This window comes from Massilia sp. Se16.2.3 (genome assembly GCF_014171595.1).
GTDB lineage: Bacteria > Pseudomonadota > Gammaproteobacteria > Burkholderiales > Burkholderiaceae_D > Telluria.
Genome location: NZ_CP050451.1, coordinates 717,824 through 740,981, shown reverse-complemented (window position 1 = coordinate 740,981; position 23,158 = coordinate 717,824). Strand labels below are relative to the sequence as shown.

Here is a 23,158-nt window from a genome sequence, read left to right as displayed (position 1 = left end):
GCAGACAAGAAAAAGGGACGGGCGATTCTCGCATGAAGCGCGAAGCGCCGGGTCCCATTTTCACATTGGCAACTTAGTATGTTCTTAATCGCCCAGTGCCGCCAGCAACTCCGCCTGGTGCTCTGCCGACAGGGCATTGGTCAGCTCCGCCAGGTCGCCATCCATGATGAAGTCGAGTTTATATAAGGTCAGGTTGATGCGGTGGTCCGTCAGGCGCCCCTGCGGGAAGTTATAAGTGCGGATGCGTTCGCTGCGGTCGCCCGAACCGATCAGGCTCTTGCGGGTGGCCGCCTCTTTCGATTGCTGTTCGCGCAGCTGCACGTCCTTGATGCGCGCGGCCAGCACTTTCATTGCCTGCGCCTTGTTCTTGTGCTGGCTGCGGTCGTCCTGGCATTCGACCACGATCCCGGTCGGCAAGTGGGTCAGGCGCACGGCCGAATCGGTTTTATTGATGTGCTGCCCGCCGGCGCCGGAAGCGCGGTAGGTGTCGATGCGCAGGTCGGCCGGGTTGATGTTGACGTCCTCGACCTCGTCCGCCTCCGGCATCACCGCCACCGTGCAGGCCGAGGTATGGATGCGGCCCTGGGTTTCGGTAGCCGGCACCCGCTGCACGCGGTGGCCGCCCGACTCGAATTTCAGTTTCGAATACACGCCATTGCCGATTACGCGCACGATGACTTCGCGGTAACCGCCCAGGTCCGAGGGCGACTCCGACACCATTTCCACCTGCCAGCGGTTGCGTTCGGCAAAGCGGGTGTACATGCGCAGCAGGTCGCCCGCGAACAGGGCCGATTCGTCGCCGCCGGTGCCGGCGCGGATCTCCAGGAAAATATTGCGCTCGTCGTTCGCATCCTTCGGCAGCAGCATTTTTTGAAGGTCAAGGTCGAGCGCGGCCAGGCGGGCCTTCGCCGCTTCGATTTCTTCCTGGGCGAATTCCTTCATCTCCGGGTCGGCCAGCATCTCCTGGGCGGCGGCGATGTCGCCGTTGGCTTCCTGGTATTGCCGGTAGAGGGCGACCAGCGGGCCGATCTCGGCATGCTCCTTCGTCATCTTCCGATAATTGTCCATGTTGGCGGTGGCGCCTTCATGGGTCAGCAATTCGTCGAGTTCGACCAGGCGGTTGGCAAGTTGGTCCAGCTTGGCCAGCATCGATGGTTTCATAGTTTTATTCTGGGCAGATTCGGTAACGGAGTGGTGAACGGATACCTGGACGCGCCCGGGTGGCGGCACCGCGGACGCAACGGGAAGAGAATAAAAGCGCTAACGGCGGCCGCGAAACAGCTGGGGCAGCAGGTTCGCCAGGCGTGCGCGTTCATCGCCCTGGGCGCGATGCAGCGCCTGCTGCGGGCCGTGCAGGAATTTCGCCGTCAGGCCCTTCGACAGGGCCTCGAGCACGGCATCGACGTCTTCTCCCCTGGCCAGCAGCCGGCGGGCGCGCTCGAGTTCGGCCAGGCGCAGCGCCTCGCTCGACTCGTGCAGTTCCTGGATGACGGGTACCACGGCGCGGTCGCCGATCCAGTGCATGAAGGATTCGACACGGGTTTCGATGATGGCTTCGGCCTGGGCCACGGCGGCTTGCCGGCTTTCCATGCCGGTTTGCACCACCTGCGCCAGGTCGTCGACGGTGTAGAGGAAGACGTCGTCGAGGCGCGCGACTTCCGCTTCGATATCGCGCGGCACGGCGAGATCGGCCATGAAGATCGGGCGGTGGCGGCGTGCCTTGATGGCGCGCTCGACCAGGCCGAGGCCGATCAGCGGCAGGGTCGAGGCGGTGCAGGAGACGACGATGTCGAACTGGTGCAACTGCTGCGGCAGGTCGGCCAGGCGGATCGCGCGGCCGTTCAGGCGCGTGGCGAGCGATTCGCCGCGCTCCATGCTGCGGTTCGCGATCGTGATCGATTTCGGGTTCTGCGCCGCGAAGTGGGCCGCGCACAGTTCGATCATTTCGCCGGCGCCGATGAAGAGCACGTGCTGGTCGGAGATACGGTCAAAAATGCGCTGCGACAGGCGCACGCAGGCCGCCGCCATCGACACGCTGTGCGCGCCGATTTCCGTGCTGGTGCGCACTTCCTTGGCGACCGCAAAACTGCGCTGGAACAGCTGGTGCAGGTAGGTGCCGAGGCCGCCCGCTTCTTCGGCGGTGCGCACCGCGTCCTTCATCTGGCCAAGGATCTGCGGCTCGCCCAGCACCATCGAATCGAGCCCGGAGGCGACGCGGAAGGCGTGGCGCACGGCGTCGTGCTGCGGCAGCATGTACAGGTGCGGGCGCAGTTCGGCGAAATTCAGGGCGTGGTAGTGGGCGAGGAACTGGGCCGAGGCGTCGAGCGGCTGCGGCACGCCGCTGGCGGCATACAGTTCGGTGCGGTTGCAGGTGGAGAGGATGGCCGCCTCGTCGCCCCCGCGCTGGTCGCCGGCGCCGCCGAAGCGGCCGAACCATTCGCGCGCCGACTGCACCGCGCGGCCGAGCTGCTCGGGGCCGAGCGCCAGCTGCTCGCGCAGCGCGAGCGGCGCGGTGTTGTGGTTCAGGCCGACGGCAAGCAGTTGCATTCTTGGGGCAAAAAGGAGGGGGACGGTAGCGGCCATTATACCCTCATGCGCGCAGGGTTTCATGGCGGCAGGGGCCACGCCCCGCGGCTGTTCACCCGGGCCAGATCGCCTGTGCATCCTGCAGCGGGCAACAATCGCCACCGAGCAGCGTAGCTGCCCGGCTTACGCCTGCGCGCCGAGCTTTTCCAGCCGATAACCGTAGCTGTACACCGGCACCAGGCGGAAACCGTTCTCCGGGCGCAGGCTGAGCTTGTTGCGCACGCGCGAGACGTGGGTGTCCATGGTGCGCGAAGGCACGGCCGTTTCGCGTACCCACACCGCTTCGTGGATATAGGCGCGCGACAGCGGGCGGCCGATATTGCGGAAGAACAGCAGGGCCAGATAAAACTCTTTCTGGGTGACGTCGATGACGCTGCCGTCCTTCAACAGGCGGCCCGGACGCGTCTCGAAGACATAGGGACCGAATTGCAGCTGCTCGGTGCCGGTCTGCGACGGGTAGGCACGGCGCAGCAGGGCCGACACGCGCGCCACCAGTTCGCCGCGGCGCAGCGGCTTGACGACGTAGTCGTCGGCACCGGCGGCCATGCCGGCCACGATGTCGTCCTCGGCACTGCTGCCGACCAGGAACAGCACCGGCGCATCCGGCGACATTTTTTCCTTGGCGCGGCGCACGATGTCGGCCGCTTCGGGGTCGCCGGCAGGCCAGTCCATCAGCAGCAAGTCGGTGTTGTCCTTGCGCAGTTGCGACAACAGCTCCTTGCCATTATCAAAGAATTGGCAAGTATGCCCAGCCGCACTGAGCACCTGGCAGACGAGTTCTGCCTGACTACGGTCGTTATCGAGGACGGCTATCTTCATGTTGGCACACTGTTGTCAAAATCAAACTGTAGGATCACTCCTACAACGTTAAACCGACTATAGCAGACTTTGACAAAATAATGCTACTTGTAAATATCCATTTTTGATCGACTGGCTGGATAAAAGCGCATGCCAGGCATGTACCCCCTGTTCCACCCTCTGGCAATGCTCAATTTCGATAGTTTACGAAGTAGGACATTGCCTCATGCGATTGCAGCGGAAACGCAACAGGAGCGGCAAATATACAACAGATTTTCACAAAGTTGCAGTTACCGTTCGGTTAAGTGTGAAATTTTGGTCGATTGGTGAACAGGCATGCGCCAAAGGTGATGCTGTGGCCCTCGGCATGCTTGCGCCAGGACAGCGCGGCGGGAGGAGGAGAAGGGCACAAAATAAAATGGCAGCGCATCAGCGCTGCCATTTGTCGCCATAGGGCGATGGGCGGGTGGCGATTGCCGGATCAGGCGTCCGGCAGCACCACGTTGACGTCGAGCACTTCCAGGTTGCCCTGGCGGTCGAGCGAGATCTTGATGTCGTCCGCGTTGACCTTGGTGTACTTCGAGATTACTTCGATCAGTTCGCGGTGCAGCGCCGGCAGGAAGTCCGGACCGGTGCGGTTGGTGCGCTCGCGCGCGATGATGATCTGCAGCCGTTCCTTGGCCGCGTTCGCGCTCTTCTTCTTTTCAGGGAACAGGAATGAGAGCAGTGCCATGTCACTTGGTCCCGAAGATGCGTTGCAGCAGGCCGGGCTTTTCGTAGGTCGTGAAACGCAGCGGGCGCTCTTCGCCGAGGAAGCGGGCGACCACGTCCTCATAGGCGTCGGCCACGTCGGTACCCTTGAAGTGAATCGCCGGATTGCCCTGGTTCGAGGCGTGCAGCACCGATTCCGATTCCGGAATGATGCCGATCAGCGGGATGCGCAGGATTTCCTGCACGTCCTGGTACGACAGCATTTCGTCGTTTTCGACGCGCTTCGGCGAGTAACGGGTGATGAGCAGGTGCTCCTTCACCGGTTCGCCGCCGGTCTGGGCGCGGCGCGACTTGGCCTGGATGATGCCGAGGATGCGGTCGGAATCGCGCACCGAGGATACTTCCGGGTTGGTGACGATCAGGGCCTCGTCGGCGAAGGTCAGCGCCATCAGGGCGCCGTGTTCGATGCCGGCCGGCGAATCGCAGATGATGAACTCGAAGCCCATCTGGATCAGCTCGTTGAGTACGCGCTCGATGCCGTCTTCGGTCAGCGCGTCCTTGTCGCGGGTCTGCGAGGCCGGCAGGATGAACAGGTTCTCGCAGTGCTTGTCCTTGATCAGGGCCTGGTTCAGCGTCGCTTCGCCATTGACCACGTTGACCAGGTCGTAGACCACGCGGCGTTCGCAGCCCATGATCAGGTCGAGGTTACGCAGGCCGACGTCGAAGTCGAGCACGGCGGTCTTGTGGCCGCGCAGGGCCAGGCCGGTCGAAAAACTCGCGCTGGAAGTGGTTTTGCCCACGCCGCCCTTGCCGGACGTCACAACAATAATTCGTGCCACAAAAATGTCCTTTACAGTATCTGGTCAGTATCTGATTACGCGCGGTTTGACACCGGAGTCAGCGATGCGAAGTCAGAGATGATATATCGATCCGGTCGCCCACCAGGCGAATTTGTGCCGGCTGGCGTGCCAGCTCGGCCGGGAATCCCTCGTCGAAAGTGCGGTACACGCCGGCGATCGACACCAGTTCCGGTTGCAGCGACAGCCCGAAGATGCGTGACTGGGCGTTACCGGAAGCGCCCGCCAGCGCGCGGCCGTGCATCGGCGCGTACACGTGGATGCTGCCGTCGGCAATGATCTCGGCGCCATTGTTCACGACCGCCGTGATGATCAGGTCGCAGCCGCGCGCATACACACGCTGGCCGGCGCGCACCGGGGTGTCGACGATCATGGCCGGCAGCGCGGTCGGTGCCGGTGCGGGGGCAGCCGGTGCCGGCGCAGGCGCGGGTGCCGGGGCTACCGGCGCGATCGTCACCGCGGCGGCCGCCGCCGCCACATCCTCGCGCGCCCGCTCTGCGCCCGCGCCGTCGTCCAGCGCCAGGCCGCGCGCGCGGATCGCGTCGGCCATCTCCGGCGTGGCGCCGCGCACGGCCACCGCGTTCAGGCGGTATTGCTTGAGCAGGTCGACCAGCGCGCGCCAGTCAATGTACGGGTTGCCGGCAGCGATGGCGCCGACGTCGATCACCGCGAACTCGTCCTCGAAAAAATCCGACACGCCGCCGGTCATCTGCTTCAGTGCCGCATCGATCGCAATCGGGTCGCTCGCGTGCAGGATCGCCGAGATGGCGACGACCGTGGAGATCTTGATTTCGATGGGAAGAGGGGACGGGCTTTTCGACATAAACGGTTCAGGTTGGATTAGCCCGTGCATTCTACTGTGAAATTTGCTGAAAAGGACAGCATTTCCCCATCATTCCCATAGGCAATTGGACGTACCGAAACGTTCCGTATTTTGGAGGATAGTCGGCCTCGACTACCGCCTGTCTCCCTAGTGGTTTTACTGGTTGTCTTCCGTGGATAAGCTGATAAGATTGACTTCGCTCAAACGCGAACGCGGGCCCGAATTTAACATCCGTGGTTTCTGCCGGGGTCCACGGCGGCTTTGTGCCCTCTTGTCCCGCCCCAGCCACATACCGGAGAGAACAATGGAAGACGTCGTCATCGTAGCCGCAGGCCGCACCGCGGTCGGCAAATTCGGCGGGTCGCTCGCCAAGATCCCCGCCGCCGAGCTGGGCGCGCAGGTGATCCGCCAGCTGCTGGCGCAGACCGGGATCGATCCGGCCACGGTCAGCGAAGTGATCATGGGCCAGGTGCTGACGGCCGGTGCCGGCCAGAATCCGGCACGCCAGGCGGCCATCAAGAGCGGCCTGCCCGACATGGTGCCCGCCTACACCATCAACAAGGTCTGCGGCAGCGGCCTGAAGGCCACCCACCTCGCCACCCAGGCAATCCGCTGCGGCGACGCGAACATCGTCATCGCCGGCGGCCAGGAAAACATGAGCGCCTCGCCGCACGTGCTGCCGAATTCGCGCGACGGCTTCCGCATGGGCGATACCAAACTGGTCGACACCATGATCGTCGACGGCCTGTGGGACGTCTACAACCAGTACCACATGGGCGTCACCGCCGAGAATGTCGCGCGCAAGTACGACATTTCGCGCGCCGAGCAGGACGAGTTCGCCCTGAACTCGCAATTGAAAGCCGAGGCGGCGCAAAAGGCCGGCAAATTCAAGGACGAAATCATCCCGATCGAGATTCCGTCGAAAAAGGGTGCGGTCGTCTTCGACAGCGACGAGTACCCGAAGCACGGCAGCACGATCGAGGCCCTGTCTAGCCTGCGCCCCGCATTCAACAAAGAAGGTAGTGTCACGGCCGGCAACGCGTCCGGCCTGAACGATGGCGCCGCCGCCGTCATCATGATGAGCGGTGCCAAGGCGCGCGAGCTGGGCCTGACCCCGCTGGCACGCATCAAGGCCTATTCGTCCTCGGGCCTGGACCCCACCATCATGGGCATGGGCCCGGTCTCGGCCTCGCGCCTGTGCCTGCAAAAGGCCGGCTGGACCCACGACCAGCTCGACCTGATGGAGATCAACGAAGCCTTCGCCGCCCAGGCCGTCGCCGTCAACAAGGAGATGGGCTGGGACACGTCGAAGATCAACGTCAACGGCGGCGCCATCGCGCTGGGTCACCCGATCGGCGCCTCCGGCGCCCGCGTGCTGGTGACCCTGCTGCACGAAATGGTCCGCCGCGACGCCAAGCGCGGCCTGGCAAGCCTGTGCATCGGCGGCGGCATGGGCGTGGCGCTGGCGGTCGAACGCGATTAAGCGCGACAAGATTTATTGTTAAACGTAGCGATCTCAAAAAAAGAGCACTGTTTAGTGCGTAAAGGGGGGCTTGAGAAACCGTAGCGAGCGGAAGGAATGTTGGCCGAGCCGCCAAGGCGATGATGCTCGCTGTACTCACGTATAGCGAGCTATCGCCTTGGCGGCGCAGGCCGACAGTCCGACGCGCAGTAGGTTTATCAAGCCCCCACCACAAGGAGAAGACAATGGCACGAGTAGCATTAGTAACGGGCGGCATGGGTGGTCTGGGCGAAGCAGTGTGCATCAAGCTGGCCGCGCTGGGCTATACCGTCGTCACCACCCACTCGCCGGGCAACAACAAGGCAGAAAGCTGGCTGGCATCGATGCGCGAACAAGGCTTCAATTTCAAGGCCTACCCTTGCGATGTCGCCGACTACGATTCGGCCCAGGCCTGCGTGGCCCGGGTGCAGAGCGAAGTCGGCCCGGTCGACGTGCTGGTGAATAACGCCGGTATCACGCGCGACATGACGTTCAAGAAAATGGACAAGGTGAACTGGGACGCGGTTATCAAGACCAACCTCGATTCCGTGTTCAACATGACGAAACCCGTCTGCGACGGCATGGTGGAACGCGGCTGGGGCCGCATCATCAACATCTCGTCGGTGAACGGCCAGAAGGGCGCCTTCGGCCAGACCAACTACTCGGCCGCGAAAGCCGGCATGCACGGTTTCACCAAGGCGCTGGCGCTGGAAGTGGCGCGCAAGGGCGTGACCGTCAACACCATTTCGCCAGGCTACATCGGCACCAAGATGGTGATGGACATCCCGAGCGAAGTCCTGGAAAGCAAGATCATTCCGCAAATTCCGATGGGCCGCCTGGGCAAACCGGAAGAAGTAGCCGGCTTGGTCGCTTACCTGTCGTCGGATGAAGCGGCATTCGTCACCGGCGCGAACATCGCCATCAACGGCGGCCAGCACATGTCCTGATCGCAGGGCTGCCGCACACCAGCACCGCTCCGGCAGCTTGCCTGGCGGTGCTTTTTTTTGCCCGCGGCGCCGGCCAGGGTCCAAGAGCGCGGCCACCCGGCCGCAATTTTTGTATCCTGAACGGGAACCCACTTCCCGCCGACGACCATGGATGCCAGCGACACCTCTTCCGTCATCACGCTTCCCAAGCAGCTGCGCTACGAGCATTTCGTGCGCCGGGTCGCCGCCACCGGCGAAGTCTGGGGCCTGTATCGCGACGGCTGGGCCATCGGCAAGACCGACGATGGCGCCCTCGTGTTCCCCCTGTGGCCCTCGAACGAGCTGGCCCAGCAGTGCGCCGTGCTCGAATGGACGGGGTATGTGCCGCAAGCCTTTGCCCTGAGCGAACTGCTCGATGAACTGCTGCCCCAGCTGGAAAGCGATGGCGTGCTGCCGGGCATTACCTATACGCCCGACGAATACGGCCTCACGCCCTCGCATGCGCAGCTGCGCGCCGAACTGCAGGCCCGCCTGGCCCACCGACCCGATCCTTTCACCTGACGCACACGCCATGCACACCCTCCCGCACGATGGCCTGGCCCTGGCCTCCCTCGAAGAACACTTGCTGCAGCCCGGCACCAAGGGCTTGCCGATCCTTGAACCGCTGCGCCAGGGCGCAATTGGCGTGCAGGGCTGGAATGTGCTGAACGCCGACACCAGCTTCCCGGTGGCGCTGCTGAAAATGTCGAGCCTGCGCCATAACCTCGACTGGATGCGGCGCTTCTGCGAGCGCCACGGCGTGACGCTCGCGCCGCACGGCAAGACCACCATGAGCCCGCAGCTGTTCGCCGCCCAGCTTGGCAACGGCGCCTGGGGCATCACCCTCGCGACCGTCCCGCAGGTGCAGGTCGCGCAGCGCGGCGTGCGCCGGGTGCTGCTGGCGAACCAGCTGGTCGCGCCCGCCGACATCAAGGCGGTACTCGCACTATTGAAGCGCGATCCGCACTTCGAATGCATCGTGCTGTCCGATTCGCTGGCGGGCGTGGTCCGCCTGGCCGAGGCGGTGGCCGCTGCCGGGCTGGCAAGTCCATTGCCGGTGCTGGTCGAACTCGGTTTATCAGGCAAGCGCGCCGGCTGCCGCACGCTTGACGCGGCGCTGACGGTGGCGCGCGCGATCGCCGGTGCGCCCGGCCTGCTGCTCGCCGGCTTCGAGGGCTACGAAGGTTTACTCGTCACCGACGACCGCACCGCCGACCTGCGCGCGGTGGACGCGTTCCCCGGCGCAGCTGGTGGCGCTGGTCGCCACTGCCGATGATGAGGGCCTGTTCATGGGCGGGGAAATCCTGCTGTCGGCCGGTGGTTCCGCGTATTTCGACCTGGTCGCGCGCGGCCTGGCCCGTGCCCCGGCCCTGTCGCGGCCGCTACGCATCGTGCTGCGCAGCGGCTGCTATCTGACCAGCGACCACGGCACCTATGAACACATGCTGGAGGAACTCAACGTGCGCGAAGAAGAGGGCGACGGCCTGCGTCCGGCCTTGGAAGTGTGGTCCATGGTGCAGTCGCGCCCCGAGCCCACGCTTGCGATTCTGACCATGGGCAAGCGCGACGCGTCCTACGACGCCGATCTGCCGCGCCCGCTGGTGCACCACCGCCCCGGTCCCGGCACGCCCCACGCGCTGCCGCCCGGCTGTGCCATCGTCAAGCTGAACGACCAGCACGCCTACCTGCGCCTGCCTGAGGGCCATCCGCTGTGCAGCGAACTGGCGGTCGGCGACCTGGTCGGTTGTGGCATCTCCCACCCCTGCACCACCTTCGACAAGTGGCCGCTGCTGCTGGGCGTGGACGACGATTACGGGGTGCGCGCGGCGTTCAATACCTTCTTCTGAAAGGGCGGGGCGGTAGGCTACAATCGTTGTTCGACCTTCAAGAGAGCCGCCATGCCCGCCACCCCGCCCTCGCTGTTCCCGCCGATCCAACCCCTGCGCCACGGCATGCTGGCCGTCGACGAACTGCATACGATCTACTGGGAAGAGGTGGGCAACCCGAACGGCATTCCGGTGGTGTTCCTGCACGGCGGCCCGGGCGCCGGGCTGTCGCCCCAGCATCGCCGCTTCTTCGATCCGCACGCTTACCGCATCATCCTGTTCGACCAGCGTGGCGCCGGCAAGTCGACGCCGCTGGGCGAGTGGCGCAACAACACGACCCAATTGCTGATCGAGGACATCGAACGCCTGCGCGTCATGTTCGGCATCGACCGCTGGCTGGTGTTCGGCGGCTCCTGGGGCTCGACGCTGGCGCTGGCGTATGGCCAGGCCCATCCCCAGCGCTGCCTTGGTTTCGTGCTGCGCGGGATTTTCCTGTGCACCCGCGCCGAGGTCGACTGGTTCCTGCATGGCATCGAGTGGTTCTATCCCGAGCTGTACGAGGATTTCATTGCGCCGATCCCACCCGCCGAGCGTGGCGACCTGCTGCAGGCCTATACGCGCCGCTTGCTGTCCGACGACCCGGCCGAGTACTGGCCGGCGGCGCGCGCCTGGAGCCGCTTCGAGGGGCGCCGCGTGTTCCTGCTGCCGCAAGAGGAAGAGCAGCCGTCCGACACGCTCGACCTTGGTGTCGGCCGGCTCGAGTCGCACTACATGGCGCATGGCGCCTTCCTCGAGGAAGACCAGCTGATTCGCGATATCGGCCGTATCGCCCACCTGCCGGCCGTGATCGTCCAGGGCCGCTACGACGTGATCTGCCCGCCGCTGTCGGCACACCGTTTGCACAAGGCCTGGGCGGGGGCGAAACTGCGCATGGTGCCGGACGCGGGCCATGGCGCGCTCGAGATGGGCATCGCGCGCGCCCTGGTGGCGGCGACCGAGCAGTTCAAGCGCCAGGGCCGCTTCGAATAATCCCGGGGTGCCTGTTCGCACCCACAGGCGGCTGTTACACTAGCCCTGACACATACACAACAACGCCACGTGTTCCCATGAATATCCAGATTAGCGACATCGGCCACATGATCCAGCTGGCGATCGCGCCCGTGTTCCTGCTGACCGGGGTGGCGACCAAGCTGACGGTGCTGACCAACCGCCTGGCGCGCATCATCGACCGCACCCGGGTGCTGGAAGACCGCCTGCGCATTGCCGCCAACGACGAGTACACCGACGAACTCGAAGTGCTGTACACCCGCTCGCACCTGATCAACTACGCGATCACCTCCAGCACCAGTTGCGGCTTCCTGGTCTGCGTCGTGATTGCGATGCTGTTCCTGGGCGACTCGACCAACATCAGTCTCGATAAATACATCGCGGCCTCGTTCGTGCTGGCGATGATCGCCCTGATCAGCAGCTTCATGTTCTTCCTGCGCGAGATTTTCATCGCCTCGCGCTTCATGCGCATCATGCACGACGCCAGCCTTGCGCCCGGCTCGCGCCGCACCTAACCACAGAATCGAGTACCACATGCACGACTACCAGCGCCCACCCACCCTGCACCGCTACGGCATGCGCGACGAACTGGAAGAAGCCCTCAAGGCCGGCCAGTTCCGCCTGGTGCCCGCCGGCGGTTTCCTGACCCTGTCGTTTTCGAGCGCCTGGAACAAGACCCTGTTCGACGTTCTGGCGCCGGCCGACTGCTGCCTGGTGATCCACAACACCGAGGAATTCGGCGAACGCCTGCACCGCGCGGTGCAGCGCACGCTGCCCAACTGGGCCGGCATCGACGGTGCCATCGAATACGGCAGGCGCTCGCCGCTGGGCGCGGCGTTCACCAAGAGCGCGGCGCAGGCGCGCGAGCAGGAATGGCAGTTCGCCTGGCGCTCGATGTCGCCGAACGCCAGCCTGAATCCGGTCACGGTACGGATCGGCAGCATCGAGCAGTATGCGGAACTGCGGGCGCCGGAGAGTCATCTCGTCTGACGCCTTTGTCGACCTGCTTCGCGGATCTGTAGAGGCACGACCGCGTGGGCTCAAGAGCCCACCCTACAACACCCATGCGATGCGCTTTTCGTAGGGTGGGCGCGGCCGGCGAGGCTCTCGAGCCCACGCGGTGATAGCGCATATTCACCCGCACATACCGTGGCCCCACTCTACGTTTAGAACCCCGACTCCACAGATTCACGGTTTAATGCCGTGATGAAAAACACTGCCTACCCCCACCTGCTCCAGCCCCTCGACCTCGGTTTCACGACGCTGAAGAACCGCGTCATCATGGGTTCGATGCACACCGGCCTCGAAGACCGGTTTTATAACTACGGCAAGCTGGCCGCCTTTTACCGCGAGCGCGCGGCCGGCGGCGTCGGCCTGATCGTCACCGGCGGCATTTCTCCGAACCGGCAAGGCTGGCTGTTGCCCTTCGGCGGCACCCTGAACATGCTGGGCGACGTGCCGAACCACCGCCGCGTCACCCGCGCCGTGCACGAAGAGGGCGGCAAGATCCTGATGCAGATCCTGCACGCCGGCCGTTATGGCTACCAGCCTTTCGTGGTCTCGGCCTCGCCGGTGAAGTCGCCGATCTCGAAATTCAAGCCGCGCGAACTCGACGAGCGCGGCATCGAGGCCACCATCCGTGCCTATGTGCGCTGCGCGAAACTGGCGAAAACGGCCGGCTACGACGGCATCGAGGTGATGGGCAGTGAAGGCTACCTGTTGAACCAGTTCCTGTGCGCGCGCGTCAATCAACGCCAGGACCGCTGGGGCGGGCCGATCGAGAACCGCATGCGCCTGGCCGTCGAGGTCGTGCGCCGCATCCGCGCCGCCGTCGGGCGCGACTTCATCATCATGTACCGCCACTCGGTGCTCGACTTGGTCGAAGGCGGCAATACCTGGGAAGAAGTAGCGACGGTGGCGCGGGCGCTGGAAGCGGCTGGCGTCACGATCCTGAACACGGGTTACGGCTGGCACGAAGCACGCGTGCCGACCATCGTCACCTCGGTGCCGCGCGCCGCCTTTGCCAGCGTGGCCGGGCGCCTGAAGCGCGAGGTCGGCATCCCGGTGGTGGCTTCGAACCGCATCAACATGCCGGGCGAGGCGGAAGACATCATCGCGCGCGGCGACGCCGACATGGTGTCGATGGCGCGTCCCTTCCTGGCCGATCCGGCCTTCGTCATCAAGGCCGCCAGCGGCCGTACCGACGAAATCAACACCTGCATCGGCTGCAACCAGGCCTGCCTGGACCACACCTTCTCGAACAAGCGCGCCAGCTGCCTGGTCAATCCGCGCGCCTGCCACGAAACGGAACTCGTGTACGCGAAAACGGGTAAGCCACGCAAGATCGCCGTGGTCGGCGCGGGACCGGCCGGCTTGTCGGCGGCGACGGTGGCGGCCGAGCGTGGCCACGCCGTGACCCTGTTCGACGCGTCGAACAGCATCGGCGGCCAGTTCAAGGTCGCCATGCAGATCCCCGGCAAGGAGGAATTTGCCGAAACCATCCGCTATTTCGGCCGTAAGCTGGAATTGACGGGCGTCGACGTCCAGTTGAACCGGCGCGTCACGCGCGAGGAGTTGCTGGCGGCCGGCTTCGACGACGTCATCGTCGCTACCGGCGTGCGCATGCGCATGCCCGCGATTCCCGGCATCGACCACCCGAAAGTGCTGTCCTACCTGGACGTCCTGCGCGATAAAAAACCGGTCGGCAAGCGGGTGGCGATCATCGGTGCCGGCGGCATCGGCTTCGATACCGGCGAATTCCTGCTGCACGACCCGGCGCACGCGCTGCCGTTGCCGGTGTCGACCTGGACGGCGGAGTGGGGCGTCGACCTGGACGCGACAGTCGAAGGCGGCCTGGTGAAGCCGGCGCCGGCCCAGCCCCTACCGCCAGATCCACCTGTTGCAGAGGAAGACCACGCGTCCGGGTGCCGGTCTCGGTAAAACCTCGGGCTGGGTGCACCGTGCCACGCTGGTACGCGGCGGCGTGCAGATGCTGGCGGGGGTGCAGTACGACCGCATCGACGACGCCGGCCTGCACATCACGGTGGGCGGCGAGCAGCGCCTGCTGGAAGTGGACAATGTCGTCATTTGCGCCGGCCAGGAAAGCCTGGACGAGCTGACGGCGGGCGAGGTCACGCCCGCCACGGCCTTCCACAAGATCGGCGGCGCCGTGCTGGCGGCCGAACTCGATGCCAAGCGCGCCATTCGCGAGGGGGCGGAGCTGGGAGCGCGCTTGTAGGCGATGCCGGCGGCAGGTATCGCGCATGCCGTGCGGCGAGGCGGACACCGTACCGCGTGGAGTCAGGAGCCTCGCCGGCCACCTCCACCCTACTTACCGTGGCGGTGGTCTCCTGCCGCCTCAATAATTCAGGCGCAGATAGACACTGCGGTGGTATTCGTTGATGTAGCGGAGCAGGAAGTACTGGAAGTAGAGGATCGAGAAGATTTCCATCGTCTCTTCTAACGTCACCATCAGCATGAAGGTCACGTCGCGCACGCCATGGGTCTGGGCGACGTGGTAGCCCTCGATGGTTTCGAAGCCGATCGCCGCGAACACGAAGGCGGCGCCGGCCAGGGCGAAATTGATCGTATAAACCTTCTTCAGGCGCAGCAGGAAGGGAATGAAATACACGGCCAGCAGCGCCACCACGGCCGCCACCGGCACCGTCCACGCCACCGACAGCAGCGGCACCGCCTCGACATTGATGCCTGCCACCGCCTTCGTCGCCTTCGACAGGATCATGCGCAGGTCGGCGAATTCGTCCACCGACATGAACAGGAAACCGGCCGCCAGAATGCGCCAGGCGTGTCCGTGCTTTTTGGCCTGCGCCGCGCCGCCGCCATCGGTCAGGCGCGAGATCGCGAACAGCAGGGCCGAGGTAATGAGCAGGTTCAGCGACGAGAAATAGGTGGGCGCGTTGTGCTCTTCGTAGAAGTCGAACAGCGGCACCAGGCCAAAGGCCATGTCATTGCCGCCGTAGTATTTCAGTGCCATGGCGCCGCAATGGGCCAATAACAGCAGCAGCGCCAGCCCGACCAGCTTGCGGTGGAGGCCGTGCAGGTCCGCCGTGCCGACGATGAGCTGACGCGACTCCGTTTGCAGTACCGGTGTTTCGATGATCTTGCCCATGACGACTTCTCCCAATGATTGTTGTTGGACTGCAGAAGGAAGTGCGGATCGGCAAATATTATCAGAAACTATTTATATTATTTTAATGTTCAGCTCAACCGTGCGCAGGTTTCGATGCTGCGCTGCAGCGCGAAAAGCGGGGGAAGAAAAAGGCGGGGAAGGAGGAGGAGCCGGGCACGCGGCTGGCGTGCCCGGAGACTGCGGGGATTACTTCTTGCGCACGACCACGCAGCCGATCGAGTAGCCGGCGCCGAACGAGCAGATCACGCCATGCGCGCCCTGTGGCAGGTCGTCCTGGTGCTTGTGGAAGGCGATGATCGAACCGGCCGACGAGGTGTTGGCGTAGGTGTCGAGGATGACCGGCGCCTCGCTCGGCTCGGCGTCGCGCCCTAACAGGGTGCGGGCGATCAGCAAATTCATGTTCAGGTTGGCCTGGTGCAGCCAGTAGCGCGACACCTGCGGGATCGAGAGGCCGGCCGCTTCCACGGTGTCCTTGATCATCTCGGCGGCCATCGGGCACACTTCCTTGAACACCTTGCGGCCCTGCTGGCGGAACAGCTTGTCTTCCTTGGCGACGGTCGACACGTCGAAACGGTTCATGAAGCCGAAGTTGTTGCGGATGTTGTTCGAGAATTTCGTCTTCAGTTTCGATTCGAGGATCTCGAACTGGTGTTCGCTCACGGCCGTGTCGGCGGCTTCGATGATCATGGCGGTGCAGGCATCACCGAAAATGAAGTGGCTGTCGCGGTCGCGGAAGTTCAGGTGGCCGCTGGTGATTTCCGGATTCAGCACGAGGACCGCGCGCGCCTGGCCGGTCTGGACCGCGCCCATCGCGGTCTGGATGCCGAAGGTGGCCGAGGAGCAGGCCACGTTCATGTCGAAACCGAAGCCCTCGATGCCCAGCGCGTCCTGCACCTCGACCGCCATCGCCGGGTAGGCGCGCTGCATGTTCGATGCGGCCACCAGCACCATGTCGATGTCGGCAGCGGTGCGGCCGGCACGTGCCAGCGCGTCCTTCGCCGCGGCGACGCACATCTCCGCCTGCAGCGACAGCTCCTCGTCGGCGCGCTCGGGAATGCGCGAGGTCATGTGCGCCGGGTCGAGGATGCCTTCCTTTTCCATCACGTAGCGCGACTTGATGCCGGAAGCTTTTTCGATGAAGCCGCTGGAGGAGGGCTCGAGGGCGGTCACAGTGCCTGCGGCGATGGCGTCGGCGTGTTCGGCGTTATGGAGCTCGACATAGGCATTGAAGGCCGTCACCAGCTCGTCGTTCGAGATGGAATACGGAGGCGTAAACAGGCCGGTGCCGCTGATGACGACAGATTTCATGATCGGGACTTTCAAAGGAGATATGCGGGATTCCGCAGGGAATGACGGCGATTCTACACAATCAGGGTAGCGCTGGGAATTGTCTGGGCGACCACGCGTCGGGATGGGCGGAGCCGGCGGGAGACGGTGTCTATGCCAACATTGGCACGGAGCAGGCTAACTTGACGCGTCTTTCGGCGTGGGCACAGGGTGCCCGCCCTAGGGCTTGTGCCCCGCCAGCTTGGTCTGCGCCTGCCGCTTCGACAACTGCATCGGCTGCCCCTTCAGGTGCTTCACCGCCTGCGCCAGCTGGAAATCGTCGCTGCCGCCATAAGCGAGCGGCTTGCGGTCGCGCGCCGCGTCGAGCAGCGCCATCTGCTCCTCGATGTCGTCGGGGCGGGTCTTTTGCTCGGCGCCGTCGCCCGACAGATGGTGCTGCAGGTCGGCTTCGCGCAGGCGCAGCGCATTCAGGCCGTCGTTGTCGGCGTTCTCGTCGACGGCAAGGTCGGGCACGATGCCGCGTGCCTGGATCGAGCGCCCGTTCGGCGTGAAATAGCGCGCCGTGGTCAGTTTGACGGCGGCCTCGCGCCCGACCGGACGAATGGTCTGCACCGAGCCCTTGCCGAAGGTCGGGGTGCCGACGATGGTGGCGCGCTTGTGGTCCTGCAGTGCGCCGGCGACGATTTCGGAGGCCGAGGCCGATCCGGTATTGACCAGCACCACCAGCGGCAGCGACTTGAAGCTGGCCGGCACCGCGGAGAGCGGATCGCGTCCGCTGCGCAGCATGTAGTCCTGCGGCCGGCCATAGTAACGCTGGCGCATTTCCACCAGCTGGCCATTCGTCGAGACGATCTCGGCGCCTTCGGGCAGGAAGGCGGCAGCCACGCCGATCGCACCCTGCAGCAGGCCGCCCGGATCGTTGCGCAGGTCGAGCACGAGGCCTTTCAGCTGCGGTTCCTTGCGCGCCAGCTCGGCCAGTTTGGCGGCCATGTCGTCGACCGTCGGTTCCTGGAACTGGGCGATGCGCAGCCAGCCGTAGCCGGGCTCGACGATTTTTGCCTTGACGCTTTTCTGGACGATTTCCTGGCGCTCGACGGTCAGCACCAGCGGCTGCGGGGCCGTGGCGCGCGCGATCGTGAGCCTGACGCGGGTGCCGGGCGTGCCGCGCATGCGCTTGACCGCCTCGTCCAGCGCCAGGCTACGTACGTCGACGCCTTCGATGCGGGTGATCAGGTCGCCGGCGCGGATGCCGGCACGCTCGGCGGGCGAATCCTCCATCGGCGTGACGATTTCGATATAGCCGCCGTCGCTCTGGCTGATCTCGATACCCAGGCCGACGAATTTACCTTCGGTGCCTTCGCGCAGTTCGCGGTAGGCCGAGGCGTCGAGGTAGGCCGAGTGCGGATCGAGCGAGTCGACCATGCCGCTGATGGCGTCGGTGAGCAGCTTGCCACTGTCGACCGGTTCGACATAGTCCGACCGGATGAGGTCGACCACGCGCGAGAGCTGCTGCAGCTGGTCGAGCGGCATGCTCGGCTCGACCGGTTTGTAGGCGAGCGCGGAAAACTGCATCGTGGCGGCGGCACCGGCAACGAGGCCGACGGCGAGCAGGCCGGTATTCTTGAGAGTGGAGCGCATAGGTCGTGGGCGGCGGATAAGGGCGATGGGCTTGCCCTGGCACGCATGAGGTAGCGTACGGCCAGTATAAACCTGAATGCGCTCATGCTGCCGGGGTGCTGGCGCAAACCTGTGGCCGATGCACGCGGGCGCCGCCAGGCTACAGCGAAATGTGTAAAGGCAATTGTGATTCCAGTAAATATTTGTAAGAGTCGGCGCAGGCCGAATCGACGCGCCCTATAGTCGATTCCAGGTTTTCTCTCTTTCCACTTCTCACACAGTGGATTTCGCCCACGGACCCCCCTCCCCGTGGGCATTTTTTTGTCCCGCCAGCAGCTTCGCCGGCACCCGTATGCCCTGTACTGACAGGACATATGCATACGTGCTTGCACGACAACTACCGATCAAAATATGCAACATCCCCTCTCGACGGATGGGTCTGGATCGGGCATTCTTGCAAGATGCCTGCTCGTCGGGGAAACACCTAAGTACTTGTAAAGACATGTGTTTACCTGCTTCCAGGGAGGCATGACAACCTGTTGGCGCATCCGGGCGGCCGCATCGCCCCCTGCGCGTTTTTTATCGGCAAAACGAGGACTTCCCTTGAAACGTACCCTTCTGAGCACCCTGACCCTGTCCGTGCTGGCGACCCTTGCCCATGCGGCCGACACCGCGCCTCATGCCGCCAAGCCGGCGGCCGCGGTGGCAGCCGCCCCCATTTCGGGGATCGACACCCAGTACATCGACACCTCGGTGCGCCCGCAGGATGACTTCTTCACCTACCTGAACGGCAAGTGGCTGAAAAACACCGAGATCCCGGCCGACAAGTCCAGCCTGGGTACCTTCATGCTGCTGCGCGACGACGCCCAGGCGCACCTGCGCGGCATCATCGAGGCCGCCCAGAAGGATCCGCACAAGAAAGCCGGTACCGACGTCCAGAAGATCGGCGACCTGTACGCCAGCTTCATGGACGAAGCGCGCCTCGAGACCCTGGGCGTCAAGCCCCTGGCCAGCGAACTGCAGCGCATCCGCACCCTGAAGGACAAGAAGGGCGTGCCCGACCTGGTAGCGCACCTGTCGAAGATCGGCGTGTCGGCGCCCTATGGCATCCGCGTCGGCCAGGATGCGCGCGCTTCCACCAAATACGCCACCTACATCGGCCAGGGCGGCCTGGGCATGCCCGACCGCGATTATTACCTGAAGCTCGACGACAAGCGCATGGCGGAGACCCGCGCCAAGTATGAGGCGCACGTGGCGCAGATCCTGGGCCTGGCTGGCGTGAAGGACGCCGGTGCCCAGGCGAAAGCCATCGTCGAGTTCGAGACCGAACTGGCCAAGGTACAGTGGACCAAGGTCGAGAACCGCGACCCGGTCAAGCGCTACAACAAGATGAGCGTGGCCGAGCTGGGCGCGCTGACCCCGGGCTACGACTGGAATGCGGCGCTCGCCGCAGCCGGCGTCGGCAACAAGCTGGAATACGTGATCGTCGCCCAGCCGAGCTACCTGACGGGCTTTAACCAGGTGCTGGAAAAGACCGACCTGGCCACGCTGAAGTCCTATTTCGAATGGCAGCTGCTGCGCGAATATTCGCCTTTCCTGTCGAAAGCTTTTGTTGACGCCAACTTCGCCTTCTACGGCACCACGCTGACCGGCGTGAGCGAAAACCGTCCGCGCTGGAAGATCGGCGTGTCGGTCGTCGAAGGCGCGCTGGGCGAAGCGGCCGGCCGCCAGTATGTGGCCAGGTACTTCCCGGCCGAGCGCAAGGCGCGCATGGAAGAGCTGGTGAAGAACCTGCTGGCCGCCTACAAGGACAGCATCGACGGCCTCGACTGGATGACCCCCGCCACCAAGGTCGAAGCGCAGGCGAAACTGGCCAAGTTCGTCCCGAAGATCGGCTACCCGAACAAGTGGCGCGACTACGCCAAGCTCAGCATCCGCAAGGATGACCTGGTGGGCAACGTCAAGCGCGCTTCCGAATTCGCCTATAACCGCAACATCAGTAAACTCGGCCAGCCGATCGACCGCGAAGAGTGGGGCATGACGCCGCAGACGGTGAACGCCTACTACAGCAGCTCGATGAACGAGATCGTGTTCCCGGCCGCGATCCTGCAGCCGCCGTTCTTCGACATGCGCGCCGACGACGCCGTCAACTACGGTGCCATCGGCGCCGTGATCGGCCACGAGATCGGCCACGGCTTCGACGACAAGGGCAGCCAGTCCGACGGCGACGGCAACCTGCGCGACTGGTGGACCAGGGAAGACCGCGCCGCCTTCCAGGCACGCGCCGACATGCTCGTGAAACAGTACAACGGCTACAGCCCGATCCCCGGCTACAACGTCAACGGCGAACTGACCCTGGGCGAAAACATCGGCGACAACTCCGGTCTCGCGATTGCCTATAAAGCCTACAAGATTTCGCTGGGCGGCAAACCGGCGCCGGTCATCGACGGCCTCACCGGCGACCAGCGCTTCTTCATGGGCTTCGGCCAGGTATGGCGCGCGAAGATGCGCGAAGCGCAGCAGATCGTGCAAGTGAAGACCGACCCGCACTCGCCCGGCCAGTTCCGCGCCAACGGCACCGTGATGAACCACCCCGCCTTCTATGAAGCTTTCGGTGTCAAGGAAGGCGACAAGATGTACCTGGCACCGAAGGATCGCGTGTCGATCTGGTAAAGTCACCTGTTGGCCGGGTTGTGCAGCGCATGCACTGGTATATATGCATGCCATGCATATGCCCGGCCAGTGCAGTACCGGGACCGCCGTCACGAGCGCCGGTTCACCTGATCTGGTATCCATCCATCACCGAGATAAAAAAGAGAGACACATGAAAAAACATCTTCTGAGCGCCTTGACCCTGGCGCTGGTCGCCAGCGTGGTCAACGCTGAAAACGCATCGGCACCGGCCGCCGCCGGCGCCGGCGCCACCGCCAAGAGCGCCAAGGCACCGGTCCTGTCGGCCGGCATCGCCACCGAATACATCGAAGAGAGCGTGCGCCCGCAGGACGACTTCTTCGAATACCTGAACGGCAAGTGGCTGAAGAACACCGAGATCCCGGCCGACAAATCGAGCTGGGGCTCGTTCGCCGTTGCGCGACGACACCCTGCCGCAGCTGCGCGGCATCATCGAGAAGGCTGCCGCGAGCAACCCGGCCGCCGGCACCGACGCCCAGCGCATCGGCGACTTCTACGCCAGCTTCATGGACGAAGCCCGCCTGGAAACCCTGGGCATCACGCCTCTGCAGGGCGAACTGGCGAAGATCGCCGCCCTGAAGGACAAGTCCGAGCTGCCGGCGCTGCTGGCGCGCCTGGGCAAGATCGGCGTCGGCGTGCCGTTCGACTTCGGCATCCACCAGGACAACAAGGATTCGACCAAGTACGTCGCCGACATCTACCAGGGTGGCCTGGGCATGCCTGACCGCGACTACTACCTGAAAATGGACGACGCCAAACTGGCGGAGACCCGCGCCAAGTACCAGCAGCACGTCGAGAAGATGCTGGCCATGGCGGGCGACAAGAACGCCGCCGCCAACGCGAAAGCCATCGTCGATTTCGAGACCGAGATCGCCAGGGTGCAGTGGACCAAGGTCGAACTGCGCGATCCGATCAAGGCCTACAACAAGGTCAACCTGGCCGACCTGGACAAGGTCGCACCGGGCTTCGACTGGAAAGCCTGGCTCGATGCCACCGGCCTGTCCGGCAAGGCCAGCTACGTCATCGTCAGCCAGCCGACTTACCTGAAGTCGTTCATGGACGTGTCGAACAAGACCTCGCTCGACACCTGGAAGGCCTACCTGTCGCTGCACCTGATCGAATCCTACGGCAGCATGCTGTCGAAGAATTTCGTCGACGAGCGTTTCGACTTCTACGGCAAGACCCTGTCGGGCGCCAAGGAAAACGAACCGCGCTGGAAGCGTGGCGTCGGCGCGGTCGAGCGTTCGCAGGGCGAAGCACTGGGCAAGCTGTATGTTGCCGAGTACTTCCCGGCCGAGCGCAAGGCGCGCATGGAAGCACTGGTGAAGAACCTGCTGGCCGCCTACAAGGAATCGATCAACACCCTCACGTGGATGAGCCCGGCAACCAAGAAGGAAGCGCAAGCCAAGCTGGCCAAGTTCACCCCGAAGATCGGCTACCCGAACAAGTGGAAGGATTACTCGGCGCTGGTCGTCAAGCGTGACGACCTGGTCGGCAACGTGATGCGTTCGCGCATCGTCGAAGCGGACCGCGAGATCAACAAGCTGGGCAAACCGATCGACCGCGAAGAGTGGGGCATGTCGCCGCAGACCGTGAACGCCTACTACAACCCGGAGCTGAACGAGATCGTGTTCCCGGCCTCGATCCTGCAGCCGCCGTTCTTCGACGCGAATGCGGACGATGCCGTGAACTACGGCGGCATCGGCGCCGTGATCGGCCACGAGATCAGCCACGGCTTCGACGACCAGGGCGCCCAGTACGACGGCGACGGCAACCTGCGCGACTGGTGGTCCCCGTCGGACCACAAGAACTTCAAGGCCAAGACCAAGATGCTGGTCGAGCAGTACAACGGCTACAGCCCGCTGCCTGGCTACAACGTCAACGGCGAACTGACCCTGGGCGAGAACATCGCCGACAACTCGGGCCTGGCGATCGCGGCGAAAGCCTACAAGATCTCGCTGAAAGGCAAGAAGGCACCGGTGATCAACGGCCTGACCGGCGAACAGCGCCTGTACATGGGCTGGGCGCAAGTCTGGCGCAGCAAGATGCGCGAGCCGGCGCAGATCGCCCAGGTGAAAACCGACCCGCACTCGCCGGGCCAGTTCCGCGCCAACGGCACCCTGAAGAACCAGCCAGGCTTCTATGAAGCCTTTAAGGTCAAGCAAGGCGACAAGATGTACCTGGCGCCGAAGGATCGCGTGATCATCTGGTAAGTACCCGCTGAAGTCCGCCCGGACTTCGCGAGAACACCGCCCGGCCCCGTGCCCGGCGGTGTTTTTTTATGCCAGCGATGGCTGCC

General features: G+C 64.2%; 19 protein-coding genes and 2 pseudogenes. 11 read left to right on the top strand and 10 right to left on the bottom strand.

Annotated features, from left to right (window positions below):
* Positions 1 to 84: 84 nt before the first annotated feature.
* The 6 genes from prfA to minC all read right to left on the bottom strand — a co-directional run bounded on the left by prfA (position 85) and on the right by minC (position 5,775).
* Positions 85 to 1,161, bottom strand: coding sequence for a peptide chain release factor 1 (prfA, locus tag G4G31_RS03475; RefSeq protein ID WP_182990303.1), 1,077 nt, complete (start codon positions 1,159 to 1,161; stop codon positions 85 to 87).
* Between the two features lie 99 nt (positions 1,162 to 1,260).
* Entirely contained in the window at positions 1,261 to 2,547 is a 1,287-nt protein-coding gene (gene hemA / locus G4G31_RS03470) for a glutamyl-tRNA reductase (RefSeq protein ID WP_182990302.1), read from the bottom strand.
* Positions 2,548 to 2,709: 162 nt separating this feature from the next.
* Positions 2,710 to 3,405 carry a response regulator transcription factor gene (locus G4G31_RS03465; protein WP_182990301.1) on the bottom strand — a complete coding sequence of 232 codons (696 nt, stop codon included), beginning with the start codon at positions 3,403 to 3,405 and terminating at the stop codon, positions 2,710 to 2,712.
* 460 nt (positions 3,406 to 3,865) lie between these two features.
* The gene (gene minE / locus G4G31_RS03460) at positions 3,866 to 4,117 is read right to left on the bottom strand and encodes a cell division topological specificity factor MinE (protein WP_056340553.1); all 252 of its coding nucleotides are present in this window, start codon (positions 4,115 to 4,117) and stop codon (positions 3,866 to 3,868) included.
* A gap of 1 nt (position 4,118) precedes the next feature.
* Positions 4,119 to 4,934 carry a septum site-determining protein MinD gene (gene minD / locus G4G31_RS03455; RefSeq protein WP_182990300.1) on the bottom strand — a complete coding sequence of 272 codons (816 nt, stop codon included), beginning with the start codon at positions 4,932 to 4,934 and terminating at the stop codon, positions 4,119 to 4,121.
* A 58-nt stretch (positions 4,935 to 4,992) separates the two neighbouring features.
* Positions 4,993 to 5,775 carry a septum site-determining protein MinC gene (gene minC, locus G4G31_RS03450; RefSeq protein WP_182990299.1) on the bottom strand — a complete coding sequence of 261 codons (783 nt, stop codon included), beginning with the start codon at positions 5,773 to 5,775 and terminating at the stop codon, positions 4,993 to 4,995.
* A gap of 304 nt (positions 5,776 to 6,079) precedes the next feature.
* Here minC and G4G31_RS03445 point away from each other — a divergent pair, with 304 nt between their 5' ends.
* The 9 genes and pseudogenes from G4G31_RS03445 to G4G31_RS03410 all read left to right on the top strand — a co-directional run bounded on the left by G4G31_RS03445 (position 6,080) and on the right by G4G31_RS03410 (position 14,352).
* Positions 6,080 to 7,258: an acetyl-CoA C-acetyltransferase gene (locus G4G31_RS03445; protein ID WP_182990298.1), complete on the top strand. Its 1,179-nt coding sequence runs from the start codon at positions 6,080 to 6,082 to the stop codon at positions 7,256 to 7,258.
* A 224-nt stretch (positions 7,259 to 7,482) separates the two neighbouring features.
* Positions 7,483 to 8,223 (top strand): acetoacetyl-CoA reductase, encoded by a 741-nt coding sequence (gene phbB, locus G4G31_RS03440; protein WP_182990297.1) that lies wholly within the window; start codon positions 7,483 to 7,485, stop codon positions 8,221 to 8,223.
* A 147-nt stretch (positions 8,224 to 8,370) separates the two neighbouring features.
* Entirely contained in the window at positions 8,371 to 8,763 is a 393-nt protein-coding gene (locus G4G31_RS03435) for a DUF2750 domain-containing protein (protein ID WP_182990296.1), read from the top strand.
* Positions 8,764 to 8,773: 10 nt separating this feature from the next.
* Entirely contained in the window at positions 8,774 to 9,517 is a 744-nt protein-coding gene (locus G4G31_RS25100) for an alanine racemase (RefSeq protein ID WP_229425329.1), read from the top strand.
* A complete protein-coding gene (locus G4G31_RS25095) occupies positions 9,492 to 10,088 on the top strand; it encodes a hypothetical protein (protein WP_229425328.1) in 597 nt (198 codons plus the stop codon). Before G4G31_RS25100 ends, G4G31_RS25095 begins: the two co-directional genes overlap by 26 nt.
* A gap of 51 nt (positions 10,089 to 10,139) precedes the next feature.
* Positions 10,140 to 11,096 carry a prolyl aminopeptidase gene (pip, locus tag G4G31_RS03425; RefSeq protein ID WP_182990295.1) on the top strand — a complete coding sequence of 319 codons (957 nt, stop codon included), beginning with the start codon at positions 10,140 to 10,142 and terminating at the stop codon, positions 11,094 to 11,096.
* A gap of 77 nt (positions 11,097 to 11,173) precedes the next feature.
* On the top strand, positions 11,174 to 11,629 hold the full coding sequence (locus tag G4G31_RS03420; RefSeq protein WP_182990294.1) for a DUF2721 domain-containing protein: 456 nt from the start codon (positions 11,174 to 11,176) through the stop codon (positions 11,627 to 11,629).
* Positions 11,630 to 11,648: 19 nt separating this feature from the next.
* A complete protein-coding gene (locus G4G31_RS03415) occupies positions 11,649 to 12,104 on the top strand; it encodes a hypothetical protein (RefSeq protein ID WP_182990293.1) in 456 nt (151 codons plus the stop codon).
* A gap of 216 nt (positions 12,105 to 12,320) precedes the next feature.
* Positions 12,321 to 14,352: pseudogene (locus G4G31_RS03410) on the top strand (FAD-dependent oxidoreductase).
* Between the two features lie 120 nt (positions 14,353 to 14,472).
* Here the strand turns inward: G4G31_RS03410 and G4G31_RS03405 are convergent.
* The 3 genes from G4G31_RS03405 to G4G31_RS03395 all read right to left on the bottom strand — a co-directional run bounded on the left by G4G31_RS03405 (position 14,473) and on the right by G4G31_RS03395 (position 18,189).
* On the bottom strand, positions 14,473 to 15,243 hold the full coding sequence (locus tag G4G31_RS03405; protein WP_182990292.1) for a hypothetical protein: 771 nt from the start codon (positions 15,241 to 15,243) through the stop codon (positions 14,473 to 14,475).
* 207 nt (positions 15,244 to 15,450) lie between these two features.
* The gene (locus G4G31_RS03400) at positions 15,451 to 16,572 is read right to left on the bottom strand and encodes a beta-ketoacyl-ACP synthase III (RefSeq protein WP_182990291.1); all 1,122 of its coding nucleotides are present in this window, start codon (positions 16,570 to 16,572) and stop codon (positions 15,451 to 15,453) included.
* Between the two features lie 198 nt (positions 16,573 to 16,770).
* Positions 16,771 to 18,189, bottom strand: coding sequence for a S41 family peptidase (locus G4G31_RS03395; RefSeq protein ID WP_182990290.1), 1,419 nt, complete (start codon positions 18,187 to 18,189; stop codon positions 16,771 to 16,773).
* 582 nt (positions 18,190 to 18,771) lie between these two features.
* Between G4G31_RS03395 and G4G31_RS03390 the strand changes: the two genes are divergently transcribed.
* Positions 18,772 to 20,841 carry a M13 family metallopeptidase gene (locus G4G31_RS03390; protein WP_229425327.1) on the top strand — a complete coding sequence of 690 codons (2,070 nt, stop codon included), beginning with the start codon at positions 18,772 to 18,774 and terminating at the stop codon, positions 20,839 to 20,841.
* 126 nt (positions 20,842 to 20,967) lie between these two features.
* Here the strand turns inward: G4G31_RS03390 and G4G31_RS25090 are convergent, their stop codons facing one another.
* Positions 20,968 to 21,213, bottom strand: coding sequence for a hypothetical protein (locus tag G4G31_RS25090; RefSeq protein WP_229425707.1), 246 nt, complete (start codon positions 21,211 to 21,213; stop codon positions 20,968 to 20,970).
* Between G4G31_RS25090 and G4G31_RS03385 the strand changes: the two are divergent.
* A pseudogene (locus G4G31_RS03385) lies at positions 21,119 to 23,072 on the top strand (M13 family metallopeptidase). The gene G4G31_RS25090 and the pseudogene G4G31_RS03385 overlap by 95 nt on opposite strands.
* Positions 23,073 to 23,158: the final 86 nt, after the last annotated feature.